The following is a 22249-nucleotide window of genomic DNA, read 5'->3' as shown; positions in this document are numbered from 1 at the left end:
CATCCTGCCCCAAATCAACCCGGGGGATGGAATGAGCGAAAAGACTCTCACGCGCATGGATCTGAGCGAGGCCGTGTTTCGCGAGGTCGGCCTGTCGCGCAATGAATCCGCGCAATTGGTTGAATCTGTTCTGCAACATTTGTCCGATGTACTGGCCTCCGGCGAGACGGTGAAGATCTCGTCCTTCGGCACCTTCTCGGTGCGCGACAAGTCGGCGCGGGTCGGGCGCAACCCCAAGACCGGCGACGAGGTGCCGATCAGCCCGCGCCGCGTGCTGACCTTCCGCCCGTCGCATCTGATGAAGGATCGCGTGGCCGCCGGCGCGAAACGCTGATCGGGCCCCGCATGGAAAAATCTGCAGACGCCTTTCGCACGATCAGCGAGGTCGCCGAGGTTCTCGAAACCCCGGCGCATGTGCTGCGCTTCTGGGAAAGCCGCTTCCCGCAGATCCGCCCGGTGAAACGCGCCGGCGGCCGCCGCTACTACCGGCCCGCCGATATCGCCCTGCTCGCCGGGATCAAGCGGCTGCTGCATGACGAGGGCATGACCATCCGCGGCGTGCAGAAGATCCTGCGCGAACAGGGGGTGCGCCATGTCGCCGGCCTGACCACGATCGAGCCGCGCGGCTACGAGCCGGTCGAGGACGCGGAGGAGTTCGTCAACGAGGCGGAGCCGGAGGAAAACCCGCGCATGGGCGAGGTGCTGGCCTTCTCGCTGCCCCCGACCGAGCCGAGGGCGCGCCCCGCCGCGCCTGCGTCGGAGGCGGCTGCAGAGCCCGAGGAGGACCTGCCGCAGGAAGCGCAGGCCGACTGGCAACCCGAGGCGCTTGGGGTGCCAGAGGCAGAGCAGGAGGCGGAGGCCGACTGGCAGCCGGAGGACGAGGCGGAGCTGAAGCCCACCGAATCGATGCCGGAAGAGGTGGCCCCGCCCGCGCCGGACGAATCGGACGAGGTCGCAGGGGAGGCGGAGCTGCCGCAGGAGCCGGCCCTGCCCTCCGACCCAGACGCGGCGGAGGAGGCTCCCGGCCTCTGGCTGCCGGCGGCGCTGCGGGCCCTGCCCCCTTCCGCCCTTGCAGGCAAGCGCGAGGCGCTGCTGCCGTTGCAGGCGCGGCTGGTGCAGCTGCGCGACCGGCTGGCCTCGGCGCATCGCGGCGGGCGCAGGTAAGGCGAAAAAGCTGTGCTTTCCGGCTTGCCCCTGCCGGTAAACTCGTTATGTATCCCGCGTGTCGGGCCGTGGCGCAGCCTGGTTAGCGCGTCCGTCTGGGGGGCGGAAGGCCGCGAGTTCGAATCTCGCCGGCCCGACCAACCGAAACGGCCCGCCCTTGGCAACAGGGGCGGGCCGTTCCGTTTTCACCGAAGGGGAATGACATGACCGGCGTGCTCGCATCGCAAACCCTCCGGTCGATGATCGACGCCGGCGTGATCCGGGCCGAGCCGCCGGTGCTGGCCGAGCAGATCCAGCCCGCCAGCCTCGACCTGCGGCTGGGCCGGGTCGCCTACCGCGTCCGCGCCTCCTTCCTCGCGGGACATGGCCGCTCGGTCGCCGAGCGCATCGCCGAATTCGAGATGCACCGCGTCGACCTCTCCGCCGGGGCGGTGCTGGAGAAGGGCTGCGTCTATGTCATCCCGCTAATGGAATCGCTGGCGCTGCCTCCGGGGATCACCGCAGTGGCCAATGCCAAATCCTCCACCGGGCGGCTGGACCTCCTGACGCGCACCATCGCCGATGGCGGGGTGGAGTTCGACCGGATCCCCGAAGGCTATGCCGGCCCGCTCTATGCCGAGGTCTGCCCGCGCAGCTTCTCGGTGCTGGTGCGCCCCGGCATGCGGCTGAACCAGATCCGCTTCCGCGCCGGACAGGCGGTGCTGAGCGACGCCGAACTGCACGCGCTGCACCGCAAGGAGCCGCTGGTCTCGGGCGAGGCGCTGATCTCGGAAGGCCTGGGCTTCTCGGTCGACCTGCGGCCCTCGGAGGGCGATCTGGTGGGCTACAGGGCCAAGCCGCATACCGGGGTGATCGACCTCGACCGCATCGGCCATTACGCCGCGCAGGACTACTGGGAGGAGGTTCGGACCAGCGAGGGCCGGATCATCCTCGATCCCGGCGCCTTCTACATCCTCGTCAGCCGCGAATCCGTCACCATCCCGCCGGACTGCGCCGCCGAGATGGCCCCCTATCTGGCGATGGTGGGCGAGTTCCGGGTGCATTACGCGGGCTTCTTCGATCCGGGCTTCGGCCATTCTGCCGCCGGCGGATCGGGATCGCGCGGGGTGCTGGAGGTGCGCTGCCACGAGGCCCCCTTCGTGCTGGAGCACGGGCAGGTGGTCGGGCGGCTGGTCTACGAGCGGATGAGCGTGCTGCCCGACATGCTCTATGGCGCGGGCATCGCGTCGAACTATCAGGGCCAGGGGCTGAAGCTGTCCAAGCATTTCCGCGTGGACAGCCGCAGCTGATCCGGATCAGCGCCCGGAATTAGCGGCCCACGCGGCGGGTGACGCGGGCGGCCTTGCGGGCGCGCTTGGCGGCCTCGCGGGCGGTGTTGCCCTGCAACCGTTCGGCGGTGGCCTGCTCGCGCGGCTTCTTCGCCACGCTCTTGGCCGGCTTGGCCTTCCGGCCGAAGATCCCCGCAATCCTGCCGATGATGCTGCTCAGTTTCATGCCCAGTCCCAATCCCCGAAAAAGTCCTAATCCTCGAAAAGCTCGCTCTGGCCGGTGACCGGCTCGTCCTCCTCCGTCGGACGGACGGATCCGGGCAGCGGCCGGTTGTCGAGCAACCCTGCCGCGCGCAGATCCTTCAGCCCCGGCAGGTCACGCGCCGATTCCAGCCCGAAATGGTCGAGGAACTGCTCGGTCACCACGAAGGTCACCGGGCGACCCGGCGTCATGCGGCGGCGACCGAAGCGAATCCACTCCAGTTCCAGCAGCTGATCTACCGTGCCGCGCGACACCGCGACACCCCGAATCTCTTCGATCTCGGCGCGTGTCACCGGCTGGTGATAGGCGACGATGGCCAGCGTCTCGACGGCGGCGCGCGACAGCTTGCGTTGCTCCACCGTCTCCTTGCGCATCAGGTGGCCGAGATCGGGCGCGGTGCGGAAGGCCCAAGCGTCACCGACCCGCACCAAGGCCACGCCGCGGCCCTCGTAGCGCCGGCGCAACGCCGCCAGCGCCTCGGCCGGGTCGGAGCCGTGCGGCAGCCGCGCGGCGAGCTCGGCCACCGTCACCGGGTCGGCGGAAGCGAAGAGGATTGCCTCGACCATCCGCTCCTGCTCGGACATCGCGGGGGCCTCGAACAGGCTGCGCTCGGGGGTCTCGTTCATGCGCCCTCCCTCCGGCGGATCTGGATCGGCGAGAAGGTGTCGCCCTGTCGCAGCTCGATCTGGCCGCGCTTGGTCATCTCCAGCACGGCCGCGAAATGCGCCGCGGTGGCCGAGCGGCGGCGCTGCGGATGCTCGCCCCAGCCCTCCGGCAGATAGCTGGTGAGGTCGGCCCAGTCGCCGAACCAGTTCAGCATGCCGCGCATCCGGTCAAGCGCCTGCTCCATGGTGAAGACATGGTCGCGGTCCATGACGAAGGGGCGGAACTCGTCCTTGGTGCGGATGCGGGCATAGGCGCGCATCAGGTCGATCAGCGTGGCGGAATAGGTGACCTTGCGGTGCCGGGTGATGTCCTCCGGCAGGCCGCGGGCGAAGAAGTCGCGGCCCTTCTGGTCGCGCGCCATCAGCTGCGCCGCCGCCTCGCGCATCGCCTGCAGCCGCTCCAGCTGGAAAGCCAGATGCGCCGCCAGATCCTCGGCGGAGGGGCCTTCCTCGGTCGGGTCGGGCGGCAGCAGCAGGCGGGATTTCAGATAGGCGAGCCAGGCGGCCATCACCAGATAGTCGGCCGCAAGCTCGATCCGCAGCGCCTTGGCCTCGGTGACGAAGACCAGATACTGCTCGGCCAGTTGCAGCACCGAGATGCGGCGCAGATCGACCTTCTGGGTGCGCGACAGGGTCAAGAGCAGGTCGAGCGGGCCTTCGAAGCCCTCGACATCGACAATCAGCGCCTCGGCCGCCAGCCGATCCGCAACGCTGAGCCTCTCGCCGCCTTCCCAGTCGTCAGCCATGCCCACGCCCGCTCAGAAGGCCCGAATGCTCGGCCTCCAGCGCCGCGATGTCAACCGGCTCGGGCGGGCGGCGGGCGGCCAGCGCCGCCCCGGCCCGGCGCAGCGCCTCGGGCCCCATGTCACCCGCCGCGGCGGCGACGCCCGTCATCTCGTCCATCTTGCCGTTGCAATGCAGGGCGATGTCGCAACCCGCCGCGATCGCCGCCGCCGCGCGCTCGGCCCTGGTGCCCGAGAGCGCCTCCATCCCGACGTCATCGGTCATTAGCAAACCGCCGAAGCCGATCCTATCGCGGATCAGCCGGATCATCGGCGGCGAGCAGGTGGCGGGGCGGTCATCGACCGCCGAGAAGACGATATGCGCCGTCATCGCCATCGGCAGGTGGTTCAACGCGCGGAAGACGGCGAAATCGGTGGCGAGCAGCGTTTCCAGATCGGTGGAGACGGTGGGCAGCGCCAGATGCGTGTCGCCCGCCGCCCGGCCATGGCCCGGCATGTGCTTGATGACCGGCAGCACGCCGCTCGCCAGATGCGCCTCGGCCACCACGCGGGCAAGCTCGGTCACGGCAGCCGGGTCGTCGGAGTAGCAGCGGTTGGCGAGGAAGGGATGGGTCGCCGCGCTCAGCACGTCGGCCACCGGGGCGCAGTTGCTGTCGATGCCGACGGCGCGCAGCTCCTCGGCGATCAGCCGGTAGCGCAGCGCCATCATCCGCGCCGCCTGCGGCCCCGCCGCGCGCACCGCGTCGAGCGGCGGCGGATACTCGCGCCAGGCCGGGCTGCGCAGCCGCTGCACGCGCCCGCCCTCCTGATCGACCAGCACCGGCGCGTCGCGGCCCACCGCCTCGCGCAGCTCGGAGGTCAGGCGGCGCAGCTGGTCGGGCGTCTCGACATTGCGGGCAAAGAGAATGAAGCCGAAGGGATCGGCCTCGCGGAAGAAGGCGCGTTCCTCCGGCAAGAGAACGGGTCCGGCGCAGCCGAAGATGCAGGCCCCACGACCGACGGCGGTCATCGCACGGCGACCGGAATGCAGGCGGTGTTCTCGGCCAGAAGCGCCGAGCAGAAGCGGCGCGCGTCATCCTCGTCGGCGAAGCCCTCGGCGCGCAGCCGGTAGAAGGTGCGTCCGCCGCTCTGCGCCTCCTGCACCACGCGGGCCTTGCCCTGCAGGAGCTCGCCGAACGTGCCGGAGAGCTTCACCCATTCGCGGCGCGCCGCCTCGGCGTCGTCGAAGGCGCCAAGCTGCACCAGCCGCGTGCCGGAGGCCAGCGTCGCCGGGTCGACCTCCTTCACCGGCGCGGCCGCGGCGGGCGCGGCGGCGGCCAGCGTCACCCCGGCGGAAGCGGAGGCGGGGCGCTGCGGCGGGCGCGGCGAGCGGGTGACGGCCCCGGCGGGCGCAGCGGCGACCTCGACCTCCGGCTCGGCCAGCGGGTCTTCCAGCGCGGCGGGGTCGGGCAAGGAGGTATCGGCGGAGAGCGGCTCCACCGTGTCGGCCAGCGCCTCGGCGATGGCGAGGCGGGTCGGATCCTCGATCAGCGGCGCGGCGGCGGGTTCCGGTTGCTGCTGCGAGGGGGCCTCCAGCGGCGCGGGATCCTCCTCGGCCACGGCGTCCATCGCCAGCTCGTCGGAGCCCTCGCCCTCGACCGGCGGGGCATCGTCGGACAGGCCGGCCCCGTCCTCCAGCGACAGCTCCACCGGGCGCGGGGCCAGCACCAGCCGTTCCGGCGGCGGCGAGGCGACGCCGACGGCGGCCACGTCATTCACCGAGAGCCCCTGATGCGCGGCGATCTCGCCGCCCGGATCCTCGGGCGCGATCCGCATCGGGCCTTCCATGGCGCGCACCACCGGGATGCCGGTCACGTCGCGCACCGCGAGCTTGTAGCCCCAGACCGCAAGGCCGAGGATCAGCGCGACCGAGACGAGCCCGCCCGCGAGGTTGAGCGCCCGCTGCACCCGCGCGGGGCGCTGCGGCGCGTCATACTCGCCCTCATACTCGTCGTAATCCACGCCGGCCATGCTCTGCCTCACTGCGCCGGGGAAAGCCCCTGACGCTGTCTTGCCCGTTTCACCCCGGCGGGCGCCATTGGTCAGCGCATTTCCTCGACCGGAGTGACGCCCAAGATACCCAAACCGGCAGAAATCACAACGCCCACACTCCGGGCGAGGGCAATTTTCGCCTGCATGGTCGCGGCGTCATCCTGAATGAAGCGCAATCCGGGCTCGTCATTGCCGCGGTTCCACAACCCGTGTAGGTCGGAGGCCAGTTCGTAGAGGTAGAAGGCCACCCGATGCGGCTCGTTGTTGCGCGCGGCGACCTCCACCAGACGCGGCCATTCGGCGATCTTGCCGATCAGCGACAGCTCCGCCGGATGGTCGAGCTTGGCCATGTCGGCCCCGGCCAGCGCCGCGTCTGTCACGTCCACGCCCGCCTCACGCGCCTTGCGCAGCACCGAATTGATCCGGGCATTGGCATATTGCACGTAGAAGACCGGGTTGTCCTTCGACTGCTCCAGCACCTTGTCGAAGTCGAAATCCAGCGTCGCGTCGTTCTTGCGGGTCAGCATGACAAAGCGCGTCACGTCGGCGCCCACCAGATCGACCACGTCGCGCAGCGTGACGAAAGTGCCCGCCCGCTTCGACATCTTGAAGGGCTCGCCGTTCTTCCAGAGCTTGACCAGCTGCACCAGCTTGATGTCCAGCGGCACCCGCCCGCCCGACAGCGCCGAGACCGCCGCCTTCATCCGCTTCACATAGCCGCCATGGTCGGCGCCGAAGATGTCGATCAGCTGATCGAAGCCGCGGGTGACCTTGTCGTAGTGATAGGCGATGTCGGGGGCGAAATAGGTCCAGCCGCCGTCGGATTTCTTCACCGGGCGGTCCACGTCGTCGCCATGCGCGGTGGAGCGGAACAGCGTCTGCTCGCGCGGCTCCCAGTCTTCCAGCGTCTTGCCCTTCGGCGGCTCCAGCACGCCCTCGTAGATCAGCCCCTGCCGTTCCAGCTCGGCCAGCGCCGCCTCGATCTTGCCGGTGCCGTAGAGCGCCTTCTCGGAGGAATAGACATCCATCTCGACGCCGAGCTGGGCCAGATCCTCGCGGATCATCTCCATCATCCGCCGCACGGCGAAATCGCGCACCGTCACCAGCCATTCGGCCTCGGGCTTGTCCAGAAGGGCCGTGCCGAAGGTCTCCTTCAGCGCCTCGCCCACCGGGATCAGGTAGTCGCCGGGGTAGAGCCCCTCGCGGATCTCCGGCTCCAGCCCATGCGCCTCGCGGTAGCGCTCGTAGGCCGAGCGCGCCAGAACATCGACCTGCGCGCCGCCGTCGTTGATGTAATATTCCCGCGTCACGTCCCAGCCGGCGAAGGCCAGCAGCCGCGCCAGCGCGTCGCCCACCACGGCGCCGCGGACGTGGCCGACATGCATCGGCCCGGTCGGGTTGGCCGAGACGAATTCCACATTCACCCGCTTGCCCTGCCCGATGTCGGCGCGGCCGTAATCGGCGCCGTCGGTCAGCACGCCGGCGACCAGACCCTGCCACACCGAAGGATAGAGACGGAGGTTCAGAAAGCCCGGCCCCGCAACTTCGGCCCCGGCAACGCGCGGATCAGCCGCGAGGCGCTTGGCCAGCGCCTCGGCGATGGCGCGGGGGGCGAGACCGGCGGGCTTGGCCAGCACCATCGCGGCATTGGTCGCCATGTCGCCATGCGCCGGATCGCGCGGCGGCTCCACCGCGACGGCGGCGGTGTCGAGACCGGAGGGAAGCTCACCCGCGCGGGCCATGTCATCCAGCGAGGCGATGACGAGACTGCGGATTTCGGAAAAGAGGTTCATAGGTTGCGTCCTGATTATCGCAACCGGGAATGCCAGAGCCGGGCCTGCGGGTCAATGGCGGCAGGGTCACCCCCGCCGCCCCTGCTCAGCCGCGCGCCGCGCGCCAGTCCTCCAGCGCCGGGTTTTCCTCCGCGACCGCCGCTGTCGCTGGCGGCGCGGCCACCGGGCGGAAGCGGAAGTAATGCGCCTCGCGCGCGCCGAAGTAGAAGCCGACGATCGCCGCCAAGAGCCACCACAGCGGCTCGGGCACCAGGTTCAGCCCCACCATGCGCCGCCCGAAACTGTCCGGATCGACCATGGCATAGCCGAACAGCGCCAGCGTGCCGAAGGCCAGGAGTGGGCGCGGCAGGCGGTTCAGCCCGTTGACGAAGCGGTCGAAGCCCCCTGCCCCGGCGCTCTGGTATTCCGCGCCAAGCTGCGCCAGCGCCGCCTGCTGCGCCTCGGACGACAGCTCCTGCGCCCGGGTGGCGTTCGGGGTGAACACCTCGGCCACGTCTTGCGCCGCCTCTCCCAGCGCCGAGACCGCGCCGGGCGCGCCGATCAGCCGCGAGATCACGCCCATGCCGCCACCCGCACCCGATGCTGCGCCTCGGTCAGCCGGTAGCGCGGCTGCATGAAGCTCTCGGCCCGGGTGATCCAGCCGCCTTTGCCGCCATCGCGCCGCCGCGCATATTTGCGCGAGGCCGGGCGGCCGTCGGCCAGAGCGTAATAGTAGTTCCGCCGCGCGATTGCATAGGCATCGGCCAGATGCGCGGGCGCCGCCTCCTGCGCCAGCTGCGCGGCGCGGATGGTCTGCGGCCCGACGAGGCCGTCGACGGCGCAGGCAAAGCCCATGTCCTCCAAGAGCCGCTGCAGGATCTTCACCGCCGCCGGGCCCGCGTTCACATACATGTCGAAGACGCTAGGCTGCAGCGGCTCGGGCAGGCTGCCGAGCCCCGGCTTCCTGAAATACTGCTCGACGAAGATCGTCTCGGCCTGCGCCCGGCTCAACCGCCGCAAATCCTCGACCGATGTCTGCCCGTCGCCGGTCAGATCAAACCCGAGCCGCCGCAGCGTGGCCAGCGTCACCCCATGTTTCGTCGGCCCGCCCGGATCGTCCGAGTCGTCGACAAAGCCGCCCTCGCGGGCGACGATCTCTTTGGCAATCTCCTGAACCGTCTGCATGGGGCCTCCCGGGTTGCGACCCGGGAAGGCTGGCGTCAGGCGGTCAAGATCGGGTTACTCAACCGTTCGGCTGGTCGCTGGGGGCCTCGTAGACGCCCTGCTCCTTCAGCGCGTCAACGACCTCCTTCGGCATGTAGGTCTCGTCATGCTTGGCGAGGATCTCGGTCGCCTTGAACACGCCGTTCTCCATGCTGCCGGTGCCGACCATGCCGGCGTTCTCGGCAAAGAGGTCCGGCAGCACGCCGGCGAAGGTGACGGGGATCGTCTCGTTCGTGTCGGTCACGCTGAAACTGACCGTCTCGCCCTGCCCGCGCACCAGGCTGCCTTCGGCCACCAGACCGCCGATGCGGAACACCTCGCCCTGCGAGGGCGGGTCGCTGACCACCTGGCTGGGCGAGCGGAAGAAGTTGATCCCGTCGCGCATCGCATAGCCGATCAGCGCGGTCGAGACGCCCAGCAGCACGAAGGCCAGCACGATGATCTGGATCCGGCGTTTCTTCTTCAGGCCCCGCATGGTCTTTTCACACTCCCCTCAAGGAAAGACGGGAGCGAGCCGCAGCCCGGAGGCCTCGTCGATCCCCAGCATCAGATTGGCGTTCTGCATCGCCTGCCCGGACGAGCCCTTGCACAGGTTGTCCAGCACCGCCACCACCATGGCGCGGCCGGGTACCCGGTCACCAATCACACCTATGTGCACATAGTTGGACCCGCGGATGTCGCGTGTCGAGGGCAGTGCGCCAAAAGGTAGCACCTTGAGAAATTCCTCGGCGGCATAGCGGCTGGCCAGCGCCTCGTGCACCGCCGCCGGATCGCCGCTGACATAGACCGAGGCGAGGATGCCGCGGTTCATCGGCGTGAGATGCGGCGTGAAGCGCACCAGCACCGGGCGACCGGCGGCCTTGGAGAACTCCTGGTCGAACTCGCCCAGATGCCGGTGCTTGCCGCCGGCCGAATAGGCATGGGTGCCCTCCGACAGCTCGGCATGCAGCAGGTTCTCCTTCAGGCTGCGCCCCGCGCCGGAGACGCCCGCCTTCAGGTCGATCAGGATGTCGTCGAGCCCGATCACCCCGGCCTCGATCAGCGGCCGCAGCGCATATTGCCCCGTCGCGGCGTTGCAGCCGGTGCCCGCCACCAGCCGCGCGCCCTTGATCTCGTCGCGGTAGAATTCGGTCAGGCCGTAGACCGCCTCCTTCTGCAGCTCCGGCGCGGAATGCGGCTTGCCGTACCACTTCTCGTATTCCGACGGATCGCGCAGACGGAAGTCGGCGGAAAGATCGACCACCTTCAGATCGCCCGGCAGCTCGGCGATCACCGCTTGCGAGGTCGCATGCGGAAGGGCGCAGAAGGCCAGATCGACATTGGAGAAATCGATCTCCTCGATCTTCTGCAGCCGCGGCAGGTCGAGATGGCGCAGGAAGGGGAACACCTCGGCCATCTCCATCCCCGCCTTGCGGTCGCCTGACAGCGCGACGATCTTCATCGTCGGATGGGTGGCGATCAGCCTGACCAGTTCCGCGCCCGTGTAGCCAGAGGCGCCGAGAATGGCAATCTTGTGTTCCATGTCAGTCTCTTCCGTGGGTATCTTCAGATAATGCGTCAGGCGGATTCGAAGCTGATCCGCCGCCGCAGGAATTGCGTGGCCTTGCTGGAGACCGATTTCGGATCGCCCGTGGTCAGGGCCTTCGAGACCTGTCCGGCACCGACGAACTCCGGCCGACGCGCCAGATAGTCGGCAAGGCTCTCGGCCACCAGATTGGCCTGGCTGTAGACGGCGACCTCAGGCCCCAGCGCCTCCTGGAAGGCGGCGGCCATCAGCGGGTAGTGGGTGCAGCCGAGGATCGCCGCCTGCGGATGCGGCATCCGCCGCTTCAAGGCCTCGACATGGCTGCGCACCAGCGCCTCGGCCAGGATCTCGTCGCCCTGCTCGATGGCGTCGACCACCCCGCCGCAGGGCTGGGCCTCGACATCGACCCCGATGGCGCGGAAGGCCAGCTCGCGCTGGAAGGCGCGGCTCGCCACCGTGGCGGGCGTGGCGAACAGCGCGACATGCTTCACCGCGACCTCGCGCGGCGGCGAGTTGTCGCCCCATTGCCGCTCGGTCAGCGCCTCGATCAGCGGCACGAAGACGCCGAGCACCCGCTTGTCCTGCGGGATCCAGCCGTCCTGCATCCGCCTGAGCGCCGCCGCCGAGGCGGTGTTGCAGGCGAGGATCACCAGATCGCACCCCTCGGCCCAGAGCCGTTCGGTCGCGGCGCAGGTCAGCGCGAAGATGTCATCGGCATCCCGCACCCCGTAGGGCGCATGAGCGTTGTCGCCGAAATAGACGAAGGGCACCTCCGGCAGACGCTTCTGCAGCGCGTCCAGCACCGTGAGCCCGCCGAGCCCCGAATCGAATACCCCAACCGCCATGCCCGCACCCCGCCCGTTTCAGGACTTGTCCCTGCCTCGCCCCCGTTGGCCGCGAGCATAGGATTTCGCCGCCCCGGGTGAAAGCGCATTGGTGAGGCGGCGCGGATTTTCCGCGTCGCAGCCCCGGTTCACTCCGCCGCATGCTGCAAGGGTGCGCCGCCCGCCCGGAAGGCCTGCAGCAGCGCCAACCGCCGGGCCGCGGCCTTCCCGGCATTGGCCTCCTTCACCGGGCCGTAGCCGCGGATGGTCAGCGGCAGCTCCGCCAGCTCGCGGGCGACCGGCAGCGTCGCCGGCGTGACCTTCGGCAGCACCTCGGCCATGTCGGCCTCGAACTCCGCGATCAGCGCGCGCTCCATCCGCCGCTCCGCCGTGCGCCCGAAAGGGTCAAGCGGCGTGCCGCGCAGCAGCTTCAGCCGGGCGAGCACACGGAAGGCGGGCAGCATCCAAGGGCCGAAGGCGCGCTTCTTCGGCCGCCCGTCGCTGGCCGTGCCCCCCATGAAGGGCGGCGCAAGATGGAAGACCGGACGCAGGTCGCCGTCGAAGGCCGCACGGGCCTTTTCCATCGTCGACAGATGCAGCCGCGCCACCTCGTATTCGTCCTTGTAGGCCAGCAGGTGATGATAGCCCTTGGCCACCGCCTCCCTCAGTTCCGGCGGCGCGCTCTCGACCAGCGCAAGGAAGCGCCGCGCCAGCCTGCGGCTCTGATATGCCTCCAGCCGCTTCGCGCGGTAAGCCACCGGATCGACCGGAGCAGCCGCCGCAGGCGCCAGCAGCCCCGAGGCCTCCGCCGGATGCAGCACCGCCCAGCGGCCCAGAGCGAAGGCGCGCGTATTCTGCTCCACCGCCGTGCCGTTCAGCGCGATGGCCTGCATAATCGCCGCCTCGCTCAGCGGGATCAGCCCGCGCTGCCAGGCCGCGCCGAAGACCATCATGTTGGAGTAGATCGAGTCGCCCATCAGCACCCGCGCCAGCTCCGAGGCGTCGAAGAAGGCCAGCCGGTCCTGCAACCGCGCTTCAAGCGACAGCTGCAAGCGGTCGGACGGAATGCGGAATTCGGTGTTGCGGGTGAACTCGCCGGTGACGATGTCATGGCTGTTGACCACCGCGCCGGTGCGGCCCGTGGTCATCAGGCCCAGCGTCTTCGCCCCCGCCGTCACCACCAGATCGCCGCCGATCACCGCATCCGCCTCGCCCACCGCGACGCGGATCGCGCTGATCTCGCCCGGGCTCGCCGCGATCCGGCAGTGGATATGCACCGCGCCGCCCTTCTGCGCGAGCCCGGCCATCTCCATCATCGCGGCGCCCTTGCCGTCGAGATGCGCCGCCATCGACAGGATCGCCCCCACCGTCACCACGCCGGTGCCGCCGACGCCGGTGATGACCACGTTATGCGTGCCGCGGATTTCGGGAAGCACGGGCGGCGGCAGGTCCGGCAGGTCGATCTGCGCGGTCGCCGCCTTCTTCGGCTTCGCGCCCTCCAACGTGACGAAGGAGGGGCAGAAGCCGGCGAGGCAGGAGAAATCCTTGTTGCAGGAGGATTGGTCGATGGCGCGCTTGCGGCCAAGCTCGGTCTCGACCGGCACGATCGAGACGCAGTTCGATTGCACGCCGCAATCGCCGCAGCCCTCGCAGACCTCGGTGTTGATGAAGACGCGCTTGTCGATGTCGGGGAAGGCGCCGCGCTTCCTGCGGCGGCGCTTTTCGGCGGCGCAGGTCTGCACGTAAACGATGGCCGACACTCCCTTGACCGTGCTCAGCTTTTTCTGGACATCCATCAGCTCTGCCCGCTCGTGCACCGCGATGCCCGGGGGGAAGGCCGCAAGATCCAGCCCCTCCTTCGCGTCATGCACCAACGCGATGGTTTCGACCCCCATCGCCTGGATCTCGCGCACGATCCGGTCGGCGGTCAGCCCGCCCTCGTTGGTCTGGCCGCCGGTCATGGCGACGGCGTCGTTGAACAGGATCTTGTAGGTGATGTTCGTCCCCGCCGCCAAGGCCGCGCGGATCGCCTGCACGCCGGAGTGGTTGTAGGTGCCGTCGCCGAGGTTCTGGAACACATGGGCGCGGGTGGAGAACGGCGCCTCGCCGATCCAGTTCGCACCCTCGCCGCCCATCTGGGTGAAGCCGGTGGTCTCGCGGTCCATCCACTGCACCATGTAGTGACAGCCGATACCGGCATAGGCGCGGCTGCCTTCCGGCAGACGGGTCGAGCTATTGTGCGGGCAGCCCGAGCAGAAATAGGGCAGCCGCGCCGCCATGTCCTTGGCATTGTCGGCCCGCCGCGCCTCGGCCAGCCGGGCCAGAGCGCCGCGCAGCGCATCCGTCCCGCGCCCCTCCTCGATCAGGATGGCGCCGAGTTTCTCGGCGATGCCGACGGGCTCCAGCGCGAACCTCGTCGGGAACAGCTCCTCGCCCCGGTCGGTCTGCCAGCCGTAGATCCGCCGCCCGCGACGGTCGTTGAAGATCGCCTCCTTGGCCTGCACCTCGATCAGCTTGCGCTTCTCCTCGACGCAGACGATCAGCTCCAGCCCTTCGGCCCAGTCGTGGAAGCCGCGGAAGTCCATCGGCCAGACCTGCCCGACCTTGTAGGTGGTGATCCCCAGCCGCTCCGCCTCGGTCTCGTTGATGCCCAGAAGCGCCAGCGCATGCACCAGATCGAGCCAGTTCTTGCCCGCCGCGACGAAGCCGATCTTCGCCCCGGGCCTGCCCCAGACCCGCCGGTCCATCCGGTTGGCATGGCTGAAGGCTTCGGCGGCAAAGCGCTTGTGGTCGATCATCCGCGCTTCCTGAGCGACGGGCGTGTCGCCCAGCCGGATGTTCAGCCCGCCCTCGGGCAGCTGGAAGTCGGGACGCAGGAAGGTCAGGCGATGCGGATCGCCATCGACCACCGCCGTCGCCTCCACCGTGTCCTTCATGGTCTTCAGCCCGACCCAGACCCCGGCGAAGCGCGACAGCGCCCAGCCGTAGAGCCCGAAGTCCATGACCTCCTGCACCCCGGCAGGGGACACGACCGGCATGTAGGCATCCACCATCGCCCAGTCCGACTGGTGCAGCGTGGTCGAGGACTCGCCGGTATGGTCGTCGCCCATCGCCATCAGCACGCCGCCGTGCCGCGACGAGCCCGCCATGTTGGCGTGGCGCATGACGTCGCCGGAGCGGTCCACCCCCGGGCCCTTGCCGTACCAGAGCGCGAAGACCCCGTCGAAGCGCCCCTCGCCGCGCAGCTCGGCCTGCTGGCTGCCCCAGACGGCGGTAGCGGCCAGATCCTCGTTCAGCCCCGGCTGGAACAGCACATCCGCCGCCTCCAGCTCGCGCTTCGCCCGCGCCATGGTCTGATCGACCGCCCCCAAGGGCGAGCCGCGATAACCGGTGACATAGCCCGCTGTATTGAGCCTCGCGGCCATGTCGCGCGCCTTCTGCATCAGCATCAGCCGCACCATGGCCTGCGTGCCGTTCAACAGAACCGGAGACTTGGCGAGATCGTAGCGGTCGGACAAAGACACATCCTGCCTGCTCATCATGCACCTCCCGTTGCTTTCAGAACATGGGACCAATGATAGGTCAAAATGGCTGACCTACAAAGCGCTTTGTCAGCTATGTTTCATTTGCAACTCTGCTATGCAGTCCCTAGATGAATGTTGCCGCCGCGTCGGCCCCTAACGGCGAAGAGTTACGATATGGATTGGGACAAGCTCAGAATCTTCCACTCGGTTGCGGATGCCGGGAGCCTCACCCATGCCGGCGAGACCCTGCACCTGTCGCAATCGGCGGTCAGCCGTCAGATCCGGGCGCTGGAAGAGAGCCTGAACGTCACGCTTTTCCACCGCCACGCGCGGGGGCTGATTCTCACCGAACAGGGCGAGTTGCTGTTCGACGCGACCAATGCGATGGTCAAGCGTCTGGATGCCGCAGCCGCCCGCATCCGCGACAGCGAGGACGAGGTCTTCGGCGAGTTGCGCATCACCACCACCACCGGCTTCGGCACGCTCTGGCTGGCGCCGCGGCTCACCTCGCTCTACCGCAAGTATCCGGCGCTGAAGATCGACCTCATGCTGGAAGAGCGCGTACTGGACCTGCCGATGCGCGAGGCCGATGTGGCGATCCGCATGAAGGAGCCGTCGCAGGCCGACCTGATCCGCAAGCGGCTGATGAACATCCGCATGCGGCTCTACGCCTCGGCCGATTATCTGGCCGAGCATGGCACGCCGCAGCGCATGGAGGATTTCTCGCAGCACCGGCTGATCTGCCAGCATGCCGGCGCGCCGCAGGTGGCGGCGGGCGCCCTGCTGGTGCAGGAGCTGATGAGCCACGACATCCCGTCGATGCTGACGGTGAACAACTATTTCGGCGTGCTGCAGGGGGTGCTGAACAGCCTCGGCATCGGCGTGCTGCCGGATTACAACGCCGTGGCCTTCCCCAACCTCGTGCGGGTGCTGCCCGATGTCGAGTCGGGCGATGTGCCGGTGTTCCTCGCCTATCCCGAGGAATTGCGGCACTCCAAACGGGTCGCCGCCTTCCGCGAATTCGTCACGGAAGAGATCTTCAACTACCGCAAGAGCCAGCAGGGCTGAGGCTGAGCCTCCCAAGGCTGGCCAGAATGGATGCCCGCGCGACGGGCATCCGTTTGATTTGCTTGACGTAAATCTATCCCGGACATGCAGATATGCACGGCGCGCATAGCCGCCATGATCATATCGCGACAACAATCGCCTTGAACGCGTCGTGCCCCAAGCCTAAATCCCACCGTGAAGGCAGTGATTGAGGTTTCTCTTGCTGTCTTCATACCTCCCTGTTGGACTTGGGCCGAGCTTCTGCTCGGCCTTTTTTTGTTTTTGCGCGTCGATTTTCGAACTGCCCGCGGATTGACCGCCGATCCGCCCGTTTCGCGCGCAAAGGATGCGCGACGCGGATCGCGGCCCGACGCACCTGCCCGCAGAGCCCGAAAAAACTTGGGGCTTTCCCCAAGCCACCACCTTCCCCTGTCCCCGCCCATGTCCTAGAACGCGCGCGAGCCCATCCGCGATGGCCCAGAGCGAAGGATAGCGTCATGACCGAGCCCGACATCACCCCCGAGCTGATCGCGGCCCACGGGTTGAAGCCCGATGAATACGAACGTCTCCTCGGCATCATCGGCCGCGAGCCGACCTTCACCGAGCTCGGCATCTTCTCGGCGATGTGGAACGAGCACTGCTCCTACAAGTCGTCGAAGAAATGGCTGCGCACCCTGCCCACCACCGGGCCTCAGGTGATCTGCGGACCGGGCGAGAATGCGGGCGTGGTCGATATCGGCGACGGTCAGGCGGTCATCTTCAAGATGGAGAGCCACAACCACCCCTCCTACATCGAACCGCATCAGGGCGCCGCGACCGGCGTCGGCGGCATCCTGCGCGACGTCTTCACCATGGGCGCGCGCCCCATCGCGGCGATGAACGCGCTGAGCTTCGGCCTGCCCTCGCACCCGAAGACCGCGCATCTGGTGAAGGGCGTCGTCGAGGGCGTCGGCGGCTATGGCAATGCCTTCGGCGTGCCGACCGTCGGCGGCGAGGTGCGGTTCCACCGCAGCTACAACGGCAACTGTCTGGTCAACGCCTTCGCCGCTGGCCTCGCGGATGCCGACAAGATCTTCTACTCCGTCGCCTCGGGCGTCGGCATGCCGGTGGTCTATCTCGGCGCCAAGACCGGGCGCGACGGCGTCGGCGGCGCGACCATGGCCTCGGCGGAGTTCGACGACACCATCGAGGAGAAGCGCCCGACGGTGCAGGTCGGCGACCCCTTCACCGAGAAGCGCCTGCTCGAGGCCTGTCTCGAGCTGATGGCCTCGGGCGCCGTCATCTCGATCCAGGACATGGGCGCGGCGGGTCTGACCTGCTCGGCGGTGGAGATGGGCGACAAGGGCGATCTCGGCATCAAGCTGCAGCTCGACGCCGTGCCGCAGCGCGAGTCGAACATGACCGCCTACGAGATGATGCTGTCGGAGAGCCAGGAACGGATGCTCATGGTGCTGAAGCCCGAGAAGGAGGCCGAAGCGCGGGCGATCTTCGTGAAATGGGATCTCGACTTCGCCATCGTCGGCGAGACCATCCCGGAAGACCGTTTCCTCATCCTGCACGGCAACGAGATCAAGGCCGACTTGCCGCTGAAGGCCCTGTCGGGCACCGCGCCGGAATATGACCGGCCGTGGGTGGAAACTCCGAAAGCCGCGGCGCTGACCGATGCGCCAGAGGTCGATCCCATCGAGGGCCTGCGCGCGCTGATCGGCGCGCCGAGCTACGCCCACAAGGCCTGGGTTTACGAGCAGTATGACAGCATGGTGATGGCCGACACCGTCCGCGCGCCGGGCCTCGGTGCCGGCGTGGTGCGGGTGCATGGCACGGGCAAGGCGCTGGCCTTCACCTCCGACGTGACCCCGCGCTACGTCAAGGCCAACCCCTTCGAGGGCGGCAAGCAGGCGGTGGCCGAAGCCTACCGCAACCTCAGCGCCGTGGGCGCCCTGCCGCTCGCCACCACCGACAACCTGAACTTCGGCAACCCCGAGAAGCCCGAGATCATGGGCCAGTTGGTCGGGGCCATCAAGGGCATCGGCGAGGCCTGCCGCGCGCTCGACTTCCCCATCGTCTCGGGCAACGTCTCGCTCTACAACGAGACCGACGGCACGGGCATCCTGCCCACCCCGACGATCGGCGCGGTGGGGCTGCTCTCCAGCCTCGACGAGCTGATCTCGGGCCTGCCGACCGAAGGCTGCCTCGCGCTGGTGATCGGCGAGACCGCGGGCCACCTCGGCCAGTCGGCGCTTCTGGCCGAGATGTTCGACCGCGAAGAGGGCGATGCCCCGACGGTCGATCTGGCCGCCGAACGCAAGCATGGCGAGTTCCTCCGCGCCAACCGGGAAAAGTTGACAGCCGCAACCGATCTCGCCGATGGCGGGCTGGCGCTGGCCGCCTTCGAGATGGCCGAGGCCGCAGGGCTCGGGGTCGCTCTCGACGCTGCCGACACGGCGACGCTCTTCGGCGAGGATCAGGCGCGCTATCTGGTGGCCTGCACCGAGGCCCAGGCTCAGGCGCTGGAGGCTGCGGCGGCTGCGGCGGGCGTTCCGCTGTCCCGCGTCGGGCGCTTCGGCAGCGACAGCGTGAGCTTCGGCGGCAAGAGCGCCCCGCTCGCCGATCTCTCCGGCCTCTACCGCTCGGCCTTCGAGGCGGCGGTCGGCTGATGCTGCGTCGGGCGGAGACGGCGGAGCTTGCCGCCATCGCCGCCCTGATCGCCCGGCATCCGATGCAGCTCCTCGCCATGGGCGAGGACTGGCTGGCCGAGATCGCCGCCGATCCGGCCAACCGGGTGATGGTCTGGGACAGGGACGGCTTCGCCGGTTTCGCCATAATCGAGACCGCCTATCCGCAGGTGCTCACCCTGCCGAACCTCGCCGTCACCAAGGCTGGCGAGGGCCGCTCCCTGATCGCGGCGGTGCTGGAACTGGCTTTCGCGGAGATGGGCGCGCACCGGCTGTTCCTCGACACGGTCTTCGACAACCAGCGCGCCCTCGAAGCCTTCCGCCGGGCGGGCTTCACCGAGGAGGGCCGCTTACGCCAGTGCTGGCTGCGCCCCGACGGGCTCTGGGCCGATTGCATCGGCATGGCGATCCTGCGCGACGAATGGGCCCGCAAGCGGTCCGGAGACGCGGCTGCGCTTGCACCGTAGCAACACCGGGATTACATCTGGGGCGACAGAGATCGCACAGGACATCCCATGCCCATTGAAGCCCGTGACATTGAAAACCTGATCCGGGGCAGCTTCCCTCAGGCAAAGATCACCATCACCGATCTGGCGGGCGACGGCAATCACTGGGCCGCCGAGGTGATCGACGAAAGCTTCAAGGGCATGAACCGCGTCCAGCAGCAACGCGCGGTCTATGCCTCGCTGAAGGGCAAGATGGACGGCCCGAACGGCGATCTGCACGCGCTGGCGCTGACCACCAAGGCGCCCGAGTGAAACACCGCAGGCCAGAGCCCTGCCACCGAAAGGACTTCCGATGACCACGACCACAGCCGAAGACCAGATCCGCGACACGGTCGCCAAGAACGACGTCGTGCTGTTCATGAAGGGCACCAAGGCGATGCCGCAATGCGGCTTCTCCAGCCGCGTCGCCGGCGTGTTGAACTTCATGGGCGTCGAGTATGCCGATGTGAACGTGCTGGCCGATGCCGAAATCCGTCAGGGCATCAAGGATTTCTCCGACTGGCCGACCATCCCGCAGCTCTACGTGAAGGGCGAATTCGTCGGCGGTTGCGACATCGTCACCGAGATGACCCTCTCGGGCGAGCTCGACCAGCTGTTCGAGGCCAAGGGCGTCACCTATGACAAGGCCGCCGCCGACAAGATCCGCGAAGCCAACGCCTGAGCGACGCCGAACCTTTAAGCGCAGGCGGCCGCCGCCTGCGCTTTCCGCCTCCCTTCTGGGCAGCGCGACCTTGAGACGCAGAGCGGGAGCGGACGGCCTTCCCCCGCGCCGCGAAATCGGTTAATCGCAGACATTCCTTTCAGTCAGATTGCCGGCACGCCCGACATTCCCCATCGGGATACCCCTCATGGCCTCCTCCCTCCTCCGCAGTGCGCACGTGCTTGGCGCGCTTTCCTCGGTCGGCCCCTTCGCCATCGACATGTATCTGCCCGCCCTGCCCGCCATCGGCGCCGATCTGGGCAGCTCGGTCACCGCGATGCAGAGCACGATCACCGCCTATTTCCTCGCCTTCGGCGTGGCGCAGCTGGTCTACGGGCCCTGGGCCGATCAGGCTGGGCGGCGGTTGCCGCTTTATGTCGGGCTCGCGATCTTCTTCCTCGGGTCGGTGGTCTGCACGCTGGCGGGCTCGGCCGAGATGCTGCTGGCCGGGCGCTTCGTGCAGGGGCTCGGCGGCGCGGCGGTCATGGTGGTGCCGCGCGCCATCATCCGCGACCTGCACACCGGGCACGAGGCGACGCGGCTGATGGCGGCGATCATGCTGGTGATCTCGGTCTCGCCGATGCTGGCGCCGCTGGCGGGCGCGGGGCTGATCGCGGTGGCCGACTGGCGCGCGATCTTCGCCGTGCTCAGCCTCGGCGCGCTGGCGAGCCTCGTCATGACCCGCTTCGCCCTGCGCGAGACCCTGCCGCCCGAGGCGCGTCAGCCGGTGCGGCCCCGCGCGTTGCTGGCGGCGGCGCGGATGCTGCTCGGCCATCGCAGCTTTCTCGGCCTGACCCTGCTCGGCGGCTTCGGCATGGCGAGCTTCTTCGTCTTCATCGCCTCGGCCTCCTTCGTCTATACCGAGCAGTTCGGCATGTCGCCCACCGGCTTCTCGCTGGCCTTCGCAGTCAATGCGATCGGCTTCTTCGGCGCCTCGCAGATGGCCGCCGGTCTCGGGCTGCGCTTCGGCGCGGTGCCGGTGGTGCTGGCGGCGGCGGCGGGCTTCGCCGCCTCGACCGTGGCGCTCTTCGCGTTGGCGCTCATGGGCCTTGCCTCGCTGCCGGTGGTGATGGCCGGGCTCTTCGTCGCCAATGGCTTCCTCGGGCTGGTGATCCCGACGACGATGGTGCTGGCGCTGGAGGAGCATGGCGAGCATGCGGGCCTCGCCTCCTCGCTGGGCGGAACGCTGCAGATGCTGGTCGGCGGCGCGATGATCGTGCTGACCGGGCCGTTCTTCGACGGCAGCGTGGTGCCGATGCTGGGCGCCATCGCCGTCTGCGGCGTCATGGCCTTCGCGCTGAGCCGGATCGTGGTGCCGCGTCAGGCGGCGCTGGCCTGAAGCCCGGCCAGCGCCTCGTCCAGCACCTCGAGTCCCGCCCCCGGGCGCGACGCCCCTTCCGAGAGCACCCGCCGCCAGAGCCGCGCCCCGGGCCGCCCGGTGAAGAGGCCGAGCATGTGGCGGGTGATCTGGTGCAACCGCCCCCCCGCCGCCAGATGCGCGGCGATATAGGGCCGCATCGCCTCCACCACCTGCCAGACATCGCGCGCGGGCGCCTCGCCCCAGAGCCGGTCGGCGTCGATGAGCACCTCGGGGTCGTTGTAGGCGGCGCGGCCCAGCATCACCCCGTCGAGCCCCTGCGCCAGCAGCGCCTCGGCCTGCGCAAGGCTGGTGACTCCTCCGTTCAGGCAGATGGTGAATTCGGGAAAGCGCCGCTTCATCGCCACCACCAGCGGGTAGTCGAGCGGCGGGATCTCGCGGTTCTCCTTCGGGCTCAACCCCTGCAGCCAGGCCTTGCGGGCATGGATCACGAAATGCGACACTCCCGCCGCGGCGACTGTCTCCAGAAAGGCCGGCAGCACCTCTTCCGGCAGCTGGTCGTCCACCCCGATCCGGCATTTCACCGTCACCGGCACATCGGCCTCGGCGATCATCGCCGCGACGCAATCGGCGACCAGCGCCGGCCGCTCCATCAGCACCGCGCCGAAACAGCCCGACTGCACCCGGTCCGAGGGGCAGCCGACATTGAGGTTGATCTCGTCATAGCCGAAGGGCCGGGCCAGCCGCACCGCCGCCGCCAGCTCCGCCGGATCGGAACCGCCGAGCTGCAGCGCCACCGGATGCTCGACCTCGGAATAGCCCAGCAGCCGCTCGCGCGGCCCATGCACCACCGCAGGCGCCGTCACCATCTCGGTATAAAGCATCGCCCGCCGCGTCATCAGCCGGTGGAACACGCGGCAGTGGCGGTCGGTCCAGTCCATCATGGGCGCGACGGAGAGGCGGTGGGCGGGGTGTTGCGTCATGCTGTCGTCAACCGTTGC

At 68.8% G+C, this 22249-nt stretch carries 22 protein-coding genes and 1 tRNA gene; 10 read left to right on the top strand and 13 right to left on the bottom strand.

The annotated features are described in order from the left end of the window. Positions 1-31: 31 nt before the first annotated feature. From ihfA to C5F48_RS01035, 4 genes are all read left to right on the top strand, one after another. Complete coding sequence (gene ihfA / locus C5F48_RS01050; protein ID WP_107662057.1) at positions 32-334, top strand: integration host factor subunit alpha; 303 nt, start codon at positions 32-34, stop codon at positions 332-334. A gap of 11 nt (positions 335-345) precedes the next feature. Then, a complete protein-coding gene (locus tag C5F48_RS26350) occupies positions 346-1164 on the top strand; it encodes a MerR family transcriptional regulator (RefSeq protein ID WP_107662056.1) in 819 nt (272 codons plus the stop codon). Positions 1165-1226: 62 nt separating this feature from the next. Continuing rightward, positions 1227-1304, top strand: a tRNA-Pro gene (locus tag C5F48_RS01040). A 63-nt stretch (positions 1305-1367) separates the two neighbouring features. After that, positions 1368-2453, top strand: coding sequence for a 2'-deoxycytidine 5'-triphosphate deaminase (locus C5F48_RS01035; RefSeq protein WP_107662055.1), 1086 nt, complete (start codon positions 1368-1370; stop codon positions 2451-2453). Between the two features lie 19 nt (positions 2454-2472). On the opposite strand, the gene C5F48_RS01030 is transcribed toward C5F48_RS01035, so the two are convergent. From C5F48_RS01030 to C5F48_RS00975, 12 genes are all read right to left on the bottom strand, one after another. Next, on the bottom strand, positions 2473-2658 hold the full coding sequence (locus C5F48_RS01030; protein ID WP_107662054.1) for a hypothetical protein: 186 nt from the start codon (positions 2656-2658) through the stop codon (positions 2473-2475). A 26-nt stretch (positions 2659-2684) separates the two neighbouring features. Continuing rightward, a complete protein-coding gene (scpB, locus tag C5F48_RS01025; RefSeq protein WP_107662053.1) occupies positions 2685-3320 on the bottom strand; it encodes an SMC-Scp complex subunit ScpB in 636 nt (211 codons plus the stop codon). Further along, on the bottom strand, positions 3317-4105 hold the full coding sequence (locus C5F48_RS01020) for a segregation and condensation protein A (protein WP_107662052.1): 789 nt from the start codon (positions 4103-4105) through the stop codon (positions 3317-3319). The genes scpB and C5F48_RS01020 overlap by 4 nt, the downstream gene beginning before the upstream one ends. Then, positions 4098-5111: a beta-N-acetylhexosaminidase gene (gene nagZ / locus C5F48_RS01015; protein ID WP_107662051.1), complete on the bottom strand. Its 1014-nt coding sequence runs from the start codon at positions 5109-5111 to the stop codon at positions 4098-4100. The genes C5F48_RS01020 and nagZ overlap by 8 nt, the downstream gene beginning before the upstream one ends. Further along, complete coding sequence (locus C5F48_RS01010; RefSeq protein ID WP_107662050.1) at positions 5108-6112, bottom strand: SPOR domain-containing protein; 1005 nt, start codon at positions 6110-6112, stop codon at positions 5108-5110. Before C5F48_RS01010 ends, nagZ begins: the two co-directional genes overlap by 4 nt. Before the next feature lie 71 nt (positions 6113-6183). Next, positions 6184-7926 carry an arginine--tRNA ligase gene (gene argS, locus C5F48_RS01005; protein ID WP_107662049.1) on the bottom strand — a complete coding sequence of 581 codons (1743 nt, stop codon included), beginning with the start codon at positions 7924-7926 and terminating at the stop codon, positions 6184-6186. 85 nt (positions 7927-8011) lie between these two features. Further along, positions 8012-8488: a holin family protein gene (locus C5F48_RS01000; protein ID WP_107662048.1), complete on the bottom strand. Its 477-nt coding sequence runs from the start codon at positions 8486-8488 to the stop codon at positions 8012-8014. Beyond that, a complete protein-coding gene (locus C5F48_RS00995; RefSeq protein WP_107662047.1) occupies positions 8479-9090 on the bottom strand; it encodes a holin-associated N-acetylmuramidase in 612 nt (203 codons plus the stop codon). Before C5F48_RS00995 ends, C5F48_RS01000 begins: the two co-directional genes overlap by 10 nt. A 58-nt stretch (positions 9091-9148) precedes the next feature. After that, entirely contained in the window at positions 9149-9604 is a 456-nt protein-coding gene (ccmE, locus tag C5F48_RS00990; RefSeq protein ID WP_107662046.1) for a cytochrome c maturation protein CcmE, read from the bottom strand. Positions 9605-9622: 18 nt separating this feature from the next. Further along, positions 9623-10651 (bottom strand): N-acetyl-gamma-glutamyl-phosphate reductase, encoded by a 1029-nt coding sequence (gene argC / locus C5F48_RS00985; RefSeq protein WP_107662045.1) that lies wholly within the window; start codon positions 10649-10651, stop codon positions 9623-9625. A 35-nt stretch (positions 10652-10686) separates the two neighbouring features. Continuing rightward, entirely contained in the window at positions 10687-11499 is an 813-nt protein-coding gene (locus tag C5F48_RS00980) for a glutamate racemase (RefSeq protein ID WP_107662044.1), read from the bottom strand. Between the two features lie 128 nt (positions 11500-11627). After that, entirely contained in the window at positions 11628-15017 is a 3390-nt protein-coding gene (locus C5F48_RS00975) for an indolepyruvate ferredoxin oxidoreductase family protein (RefSeq protein WP_107662043.1), read from the bottom strand. 159 nt (positions 15018-15176) lie between these two features. Here C5F48_RS00975 and C5F48_RS00970 point away from each other — a divergent pair, with 159 nt between their 5' ends. The 6 genes from C5F48_RS00970 (at position 15177) to C5F48_RS00945 (ending at position 21269) form a co-directional block, all read left to right on the top strand. After that, positions 15177-16070, top strand: a complete 894-nt coding sequence (locus C5F48_RS00970) for a LysR family transcriptional regulator (RefSeq protein WP_107662042.1) — start codon at positions 15177-15179, stop codon at positions 16068-16070. A 476-nt stretch (positions 16071-16546) separates the two neighbouring features. Continuing rightward, positions 16547-18706: a phosphoribosylformylglycinamidine synthase subunit PurL gene (gene purL / locus C5F48_RS00965; protein ID WP_107662041.1), complete on the top strand. Its 2160-nt coding sequence runs from the start codon at positions 16547-16549 to the stop codon at positions 18704-18706. Then, a complete protein-coding gene (locus C5F48_RS00960; RefSeq protein WP_107662040.1) occupies positions 18706-19191 on the top strand; it encodes a GNAT family N-acetyltransferase in 486 nt (161 codons plus the stop codon). The genes purL and C5F48_RS00960 overlap by 1 nt, the downstream gene beginning before the upstream one ends. A 48-nt stretch (positions 19192-19239) precedes the next feature. Beyond that, on the top strand, positions 19240-19482 hold the full coding sequence (locus C5F48_RS00955; protein ID WP_107662039.1) for a BolA/IbaG family iron-sulfur metabolism protein: 243 nt from the start codon (positions 19240-19242) through the stop codon (positions 19480-19482). Between the two features lie 40 nt (positions 19483-19522). Next, complete coding sequence (gene grxD / locus C5F48_RS00950; RefSeq protein ID WP_107662038.1) at positions 19523-19891, top strand: Grx4 family monothiol glutaredoxin; 369 nt, start codon at positions 19523-19525, stop codon at positions 19889-19891. A 187-nt stretch (positions 19892-20078) separates the two neighbouring features. Beyond that, positions 20079-21269: a multidrug effflux MFS transporter gene (locus C5F48_RS00945; RefSeq protein WP_107662037.1), complete on the top strand. Its 1191-nt coding sequence runs from the start codon at positions 20079-20081 to the stop codon at positions 21267-21269. Here the strand turns inward: C5F48_RS00945 and dusA are convergent. Then, complete coding sequence (gene dusA, locus C5F48_RS00940) at positions 21251-22192, bottom strand: tRNA dihydrouridine(20/20a) synthase DusA (protein ID WP_245941407.1); 942 nt, start codon at positions 22190-22192, stop codon at positions 21251-21253. The genes C5F48_RS00945 and dusA overlap by 19 nt on opposite strands. Between the last annotated feature and the right edge of the window lie 57 nt (positions 22193-22249).

The organism is Cereibacter changlensis JA139, assembly GCF_003034985.1.
GTDB classification, from domain to species: domain Bacteria; phylum Pseudomonadota; class Alphaproteobacteria; order Rhodobacterales; family Rhodobacteraceae; genus Cereibacter; species Cereibacter changlensis.
This window is presented reverse-complemented; position numbering and strand designations above follow the sequence as displayed.

Excerpts from the sequence above, each read along its gene's own strand:
- ihfA (WP_107662057.1), top strand. The coding sequence starts at position 32 with ATGAGCGAAAAGACTCTCACGCGCATGGATCTGAGCGAGGCCGTGTTT.
- C5F48_RS26350 (WP_107662056.1), top strand. The coding sequence starts at position 346 with ATGGAAAAATCTGCAGACGCCTTTCGCACGATCAGCGAGGTCGCCGAG.
- C5F48_RS01035 (WP_107662055.1), top strand. The coding sequence starts at position 1,368 with ATGACCGGCGTGCTCGCATCGCAAACCCTCCGGTCGATGATCGACGCC.
- C5F48_RS01030 (WP_107662054.1), bottom strand. The coding sequence starts at position 2,658 with ATGAAACTGAGCAGCATCATCGGCAGGATTGCGGGGATCTTCGGCCGG.
- scpB (WP_107662053.1), bottom strand. The coding sequence starts at position 3,320 with ATGAACGAGACCCCCGAGCGCAGCCTGTTCGAGGCCCCCGCGATGTCC.
- C5F48_RS01020 (WP_107662052.1), bottom strand. The coding sequence starts at position 4,105 with ATGGCTGACGACTGGGAAGGCGGCGAGAGGCTCAGCGTTGCGGATCGG.
- nagZ (WP_107662051.1), bottom strand. The coding sequence starts at position 5,111 with ATGACCGCCGTCGGTCGTGGGGCCTGCATCTTCGGCTGCGCCGGACCC.
- C5F48_RS01010 (WP_107662050.1), bottom strand. The coding sequence starts at position 6,112 with ATGGCCGGCGTGGATTACGACGAGTATGAGGGCGAGTATGACGCGCCG.
- argS (WP_107662049.1), bottom strand. The coding sequence starts at position 7,926 with ATGAACCTCTTTTCCGAAATCCGCAGTCTCGTCATCGCCTCGCTGGAT.
- C5F48_RS01000 (WP_107662048.1), bottom strand. The coding sequence starts at position 8,488 with ATGGGCGTGATCTCGCGGCTGATCGGCGCGCCCGGCGCGGTCTCGGCG.
- C5F48_RS00995 (WP_107662047.1), bottom strand. The coding sequence starts at position 9,090 with ATGCAGACGGTTCAGGAGATTGCCAAAGAGATCGTCGCCCGCGAGGGC.
- ccmE (WP_107662046.1), bottom strand. The coding sequence starts at position 9,604 with ATGCGGGGCCTGAAGAAGAAACGCCGGATCCAGATCATCGTGCTGGCC.
- argC (WP_107662045.1), bottom strand. The coding sequence starts at position 10,651 with ATGGAACACAAGATTGCCATTCTCGGCGCCTCTGGCTACACGGGCGCG.
- C5F48_RS00980 (WP_107662044.1), bottom strand. The coding sequence starts at position 11,499 with ATGGCGGTTGGGGTATTCGATTCGGGGCTCGGCGGGCTCACGGTGCTG.
- C5F48_RS00975 (WP_107662043.1), bottom strand. The coding sequence starts at position 15,017 with ATGAGCAGGCAGGATGTGTCTTTGTCCGACCGCTACGATCTCGCCAAG.
- C5F48_RS00970 (WP_107662042.1), top strand. The coding sequence starts at position 15,177 with ATGGATTGGGACAAGCTCAGAATCTTCCACTCGGTTGCGGATGCCGGG.
- purL (WP_107662041.1), top strand. The coding sequence starts at position 16,547 with ATGACCGAGCCCGACATCACCCCCGAGCTGATCGCGGCCCACGGGTTG.
- C5F48_RS00960 (WP_107662040.1), top strand. The coding sequence starts at position 18,706 with ATGCTGCGTCGGGCGGAGACGGCGGAGCTTGCCGCCATCGCCGCCCTG.
- C5F48_RS00955 (WP_107662039.1), top strand. The coding sequence starts at position 19,240 with ATGCCCATTGAAGCCCGTGACATTGAAAACCTGATCCGGGGCAGCTTC.
- grxD (WP_107662038.1), top strand. The coding sequence starts at position 19,523 with ATGACCACGACCACAGCCGAAGACCAGATCCGCGACACGGTCGCCAAG.
- C5F48_RS00945 (WP_107662037.1), top strand. The coding sequence starts at position 20,079 with ATGGCCTCCTCCCTCCTCCGCAGTGCGCACGTGCTTGGCGCGCTTTCC.
- dusA (WP_245941407.1), bottom strand. The coding sequence starts at position 22,192 with ATGATGGACTGGACCGACCGCCACTGCCGCGTGTTCCACCGGCTGATG.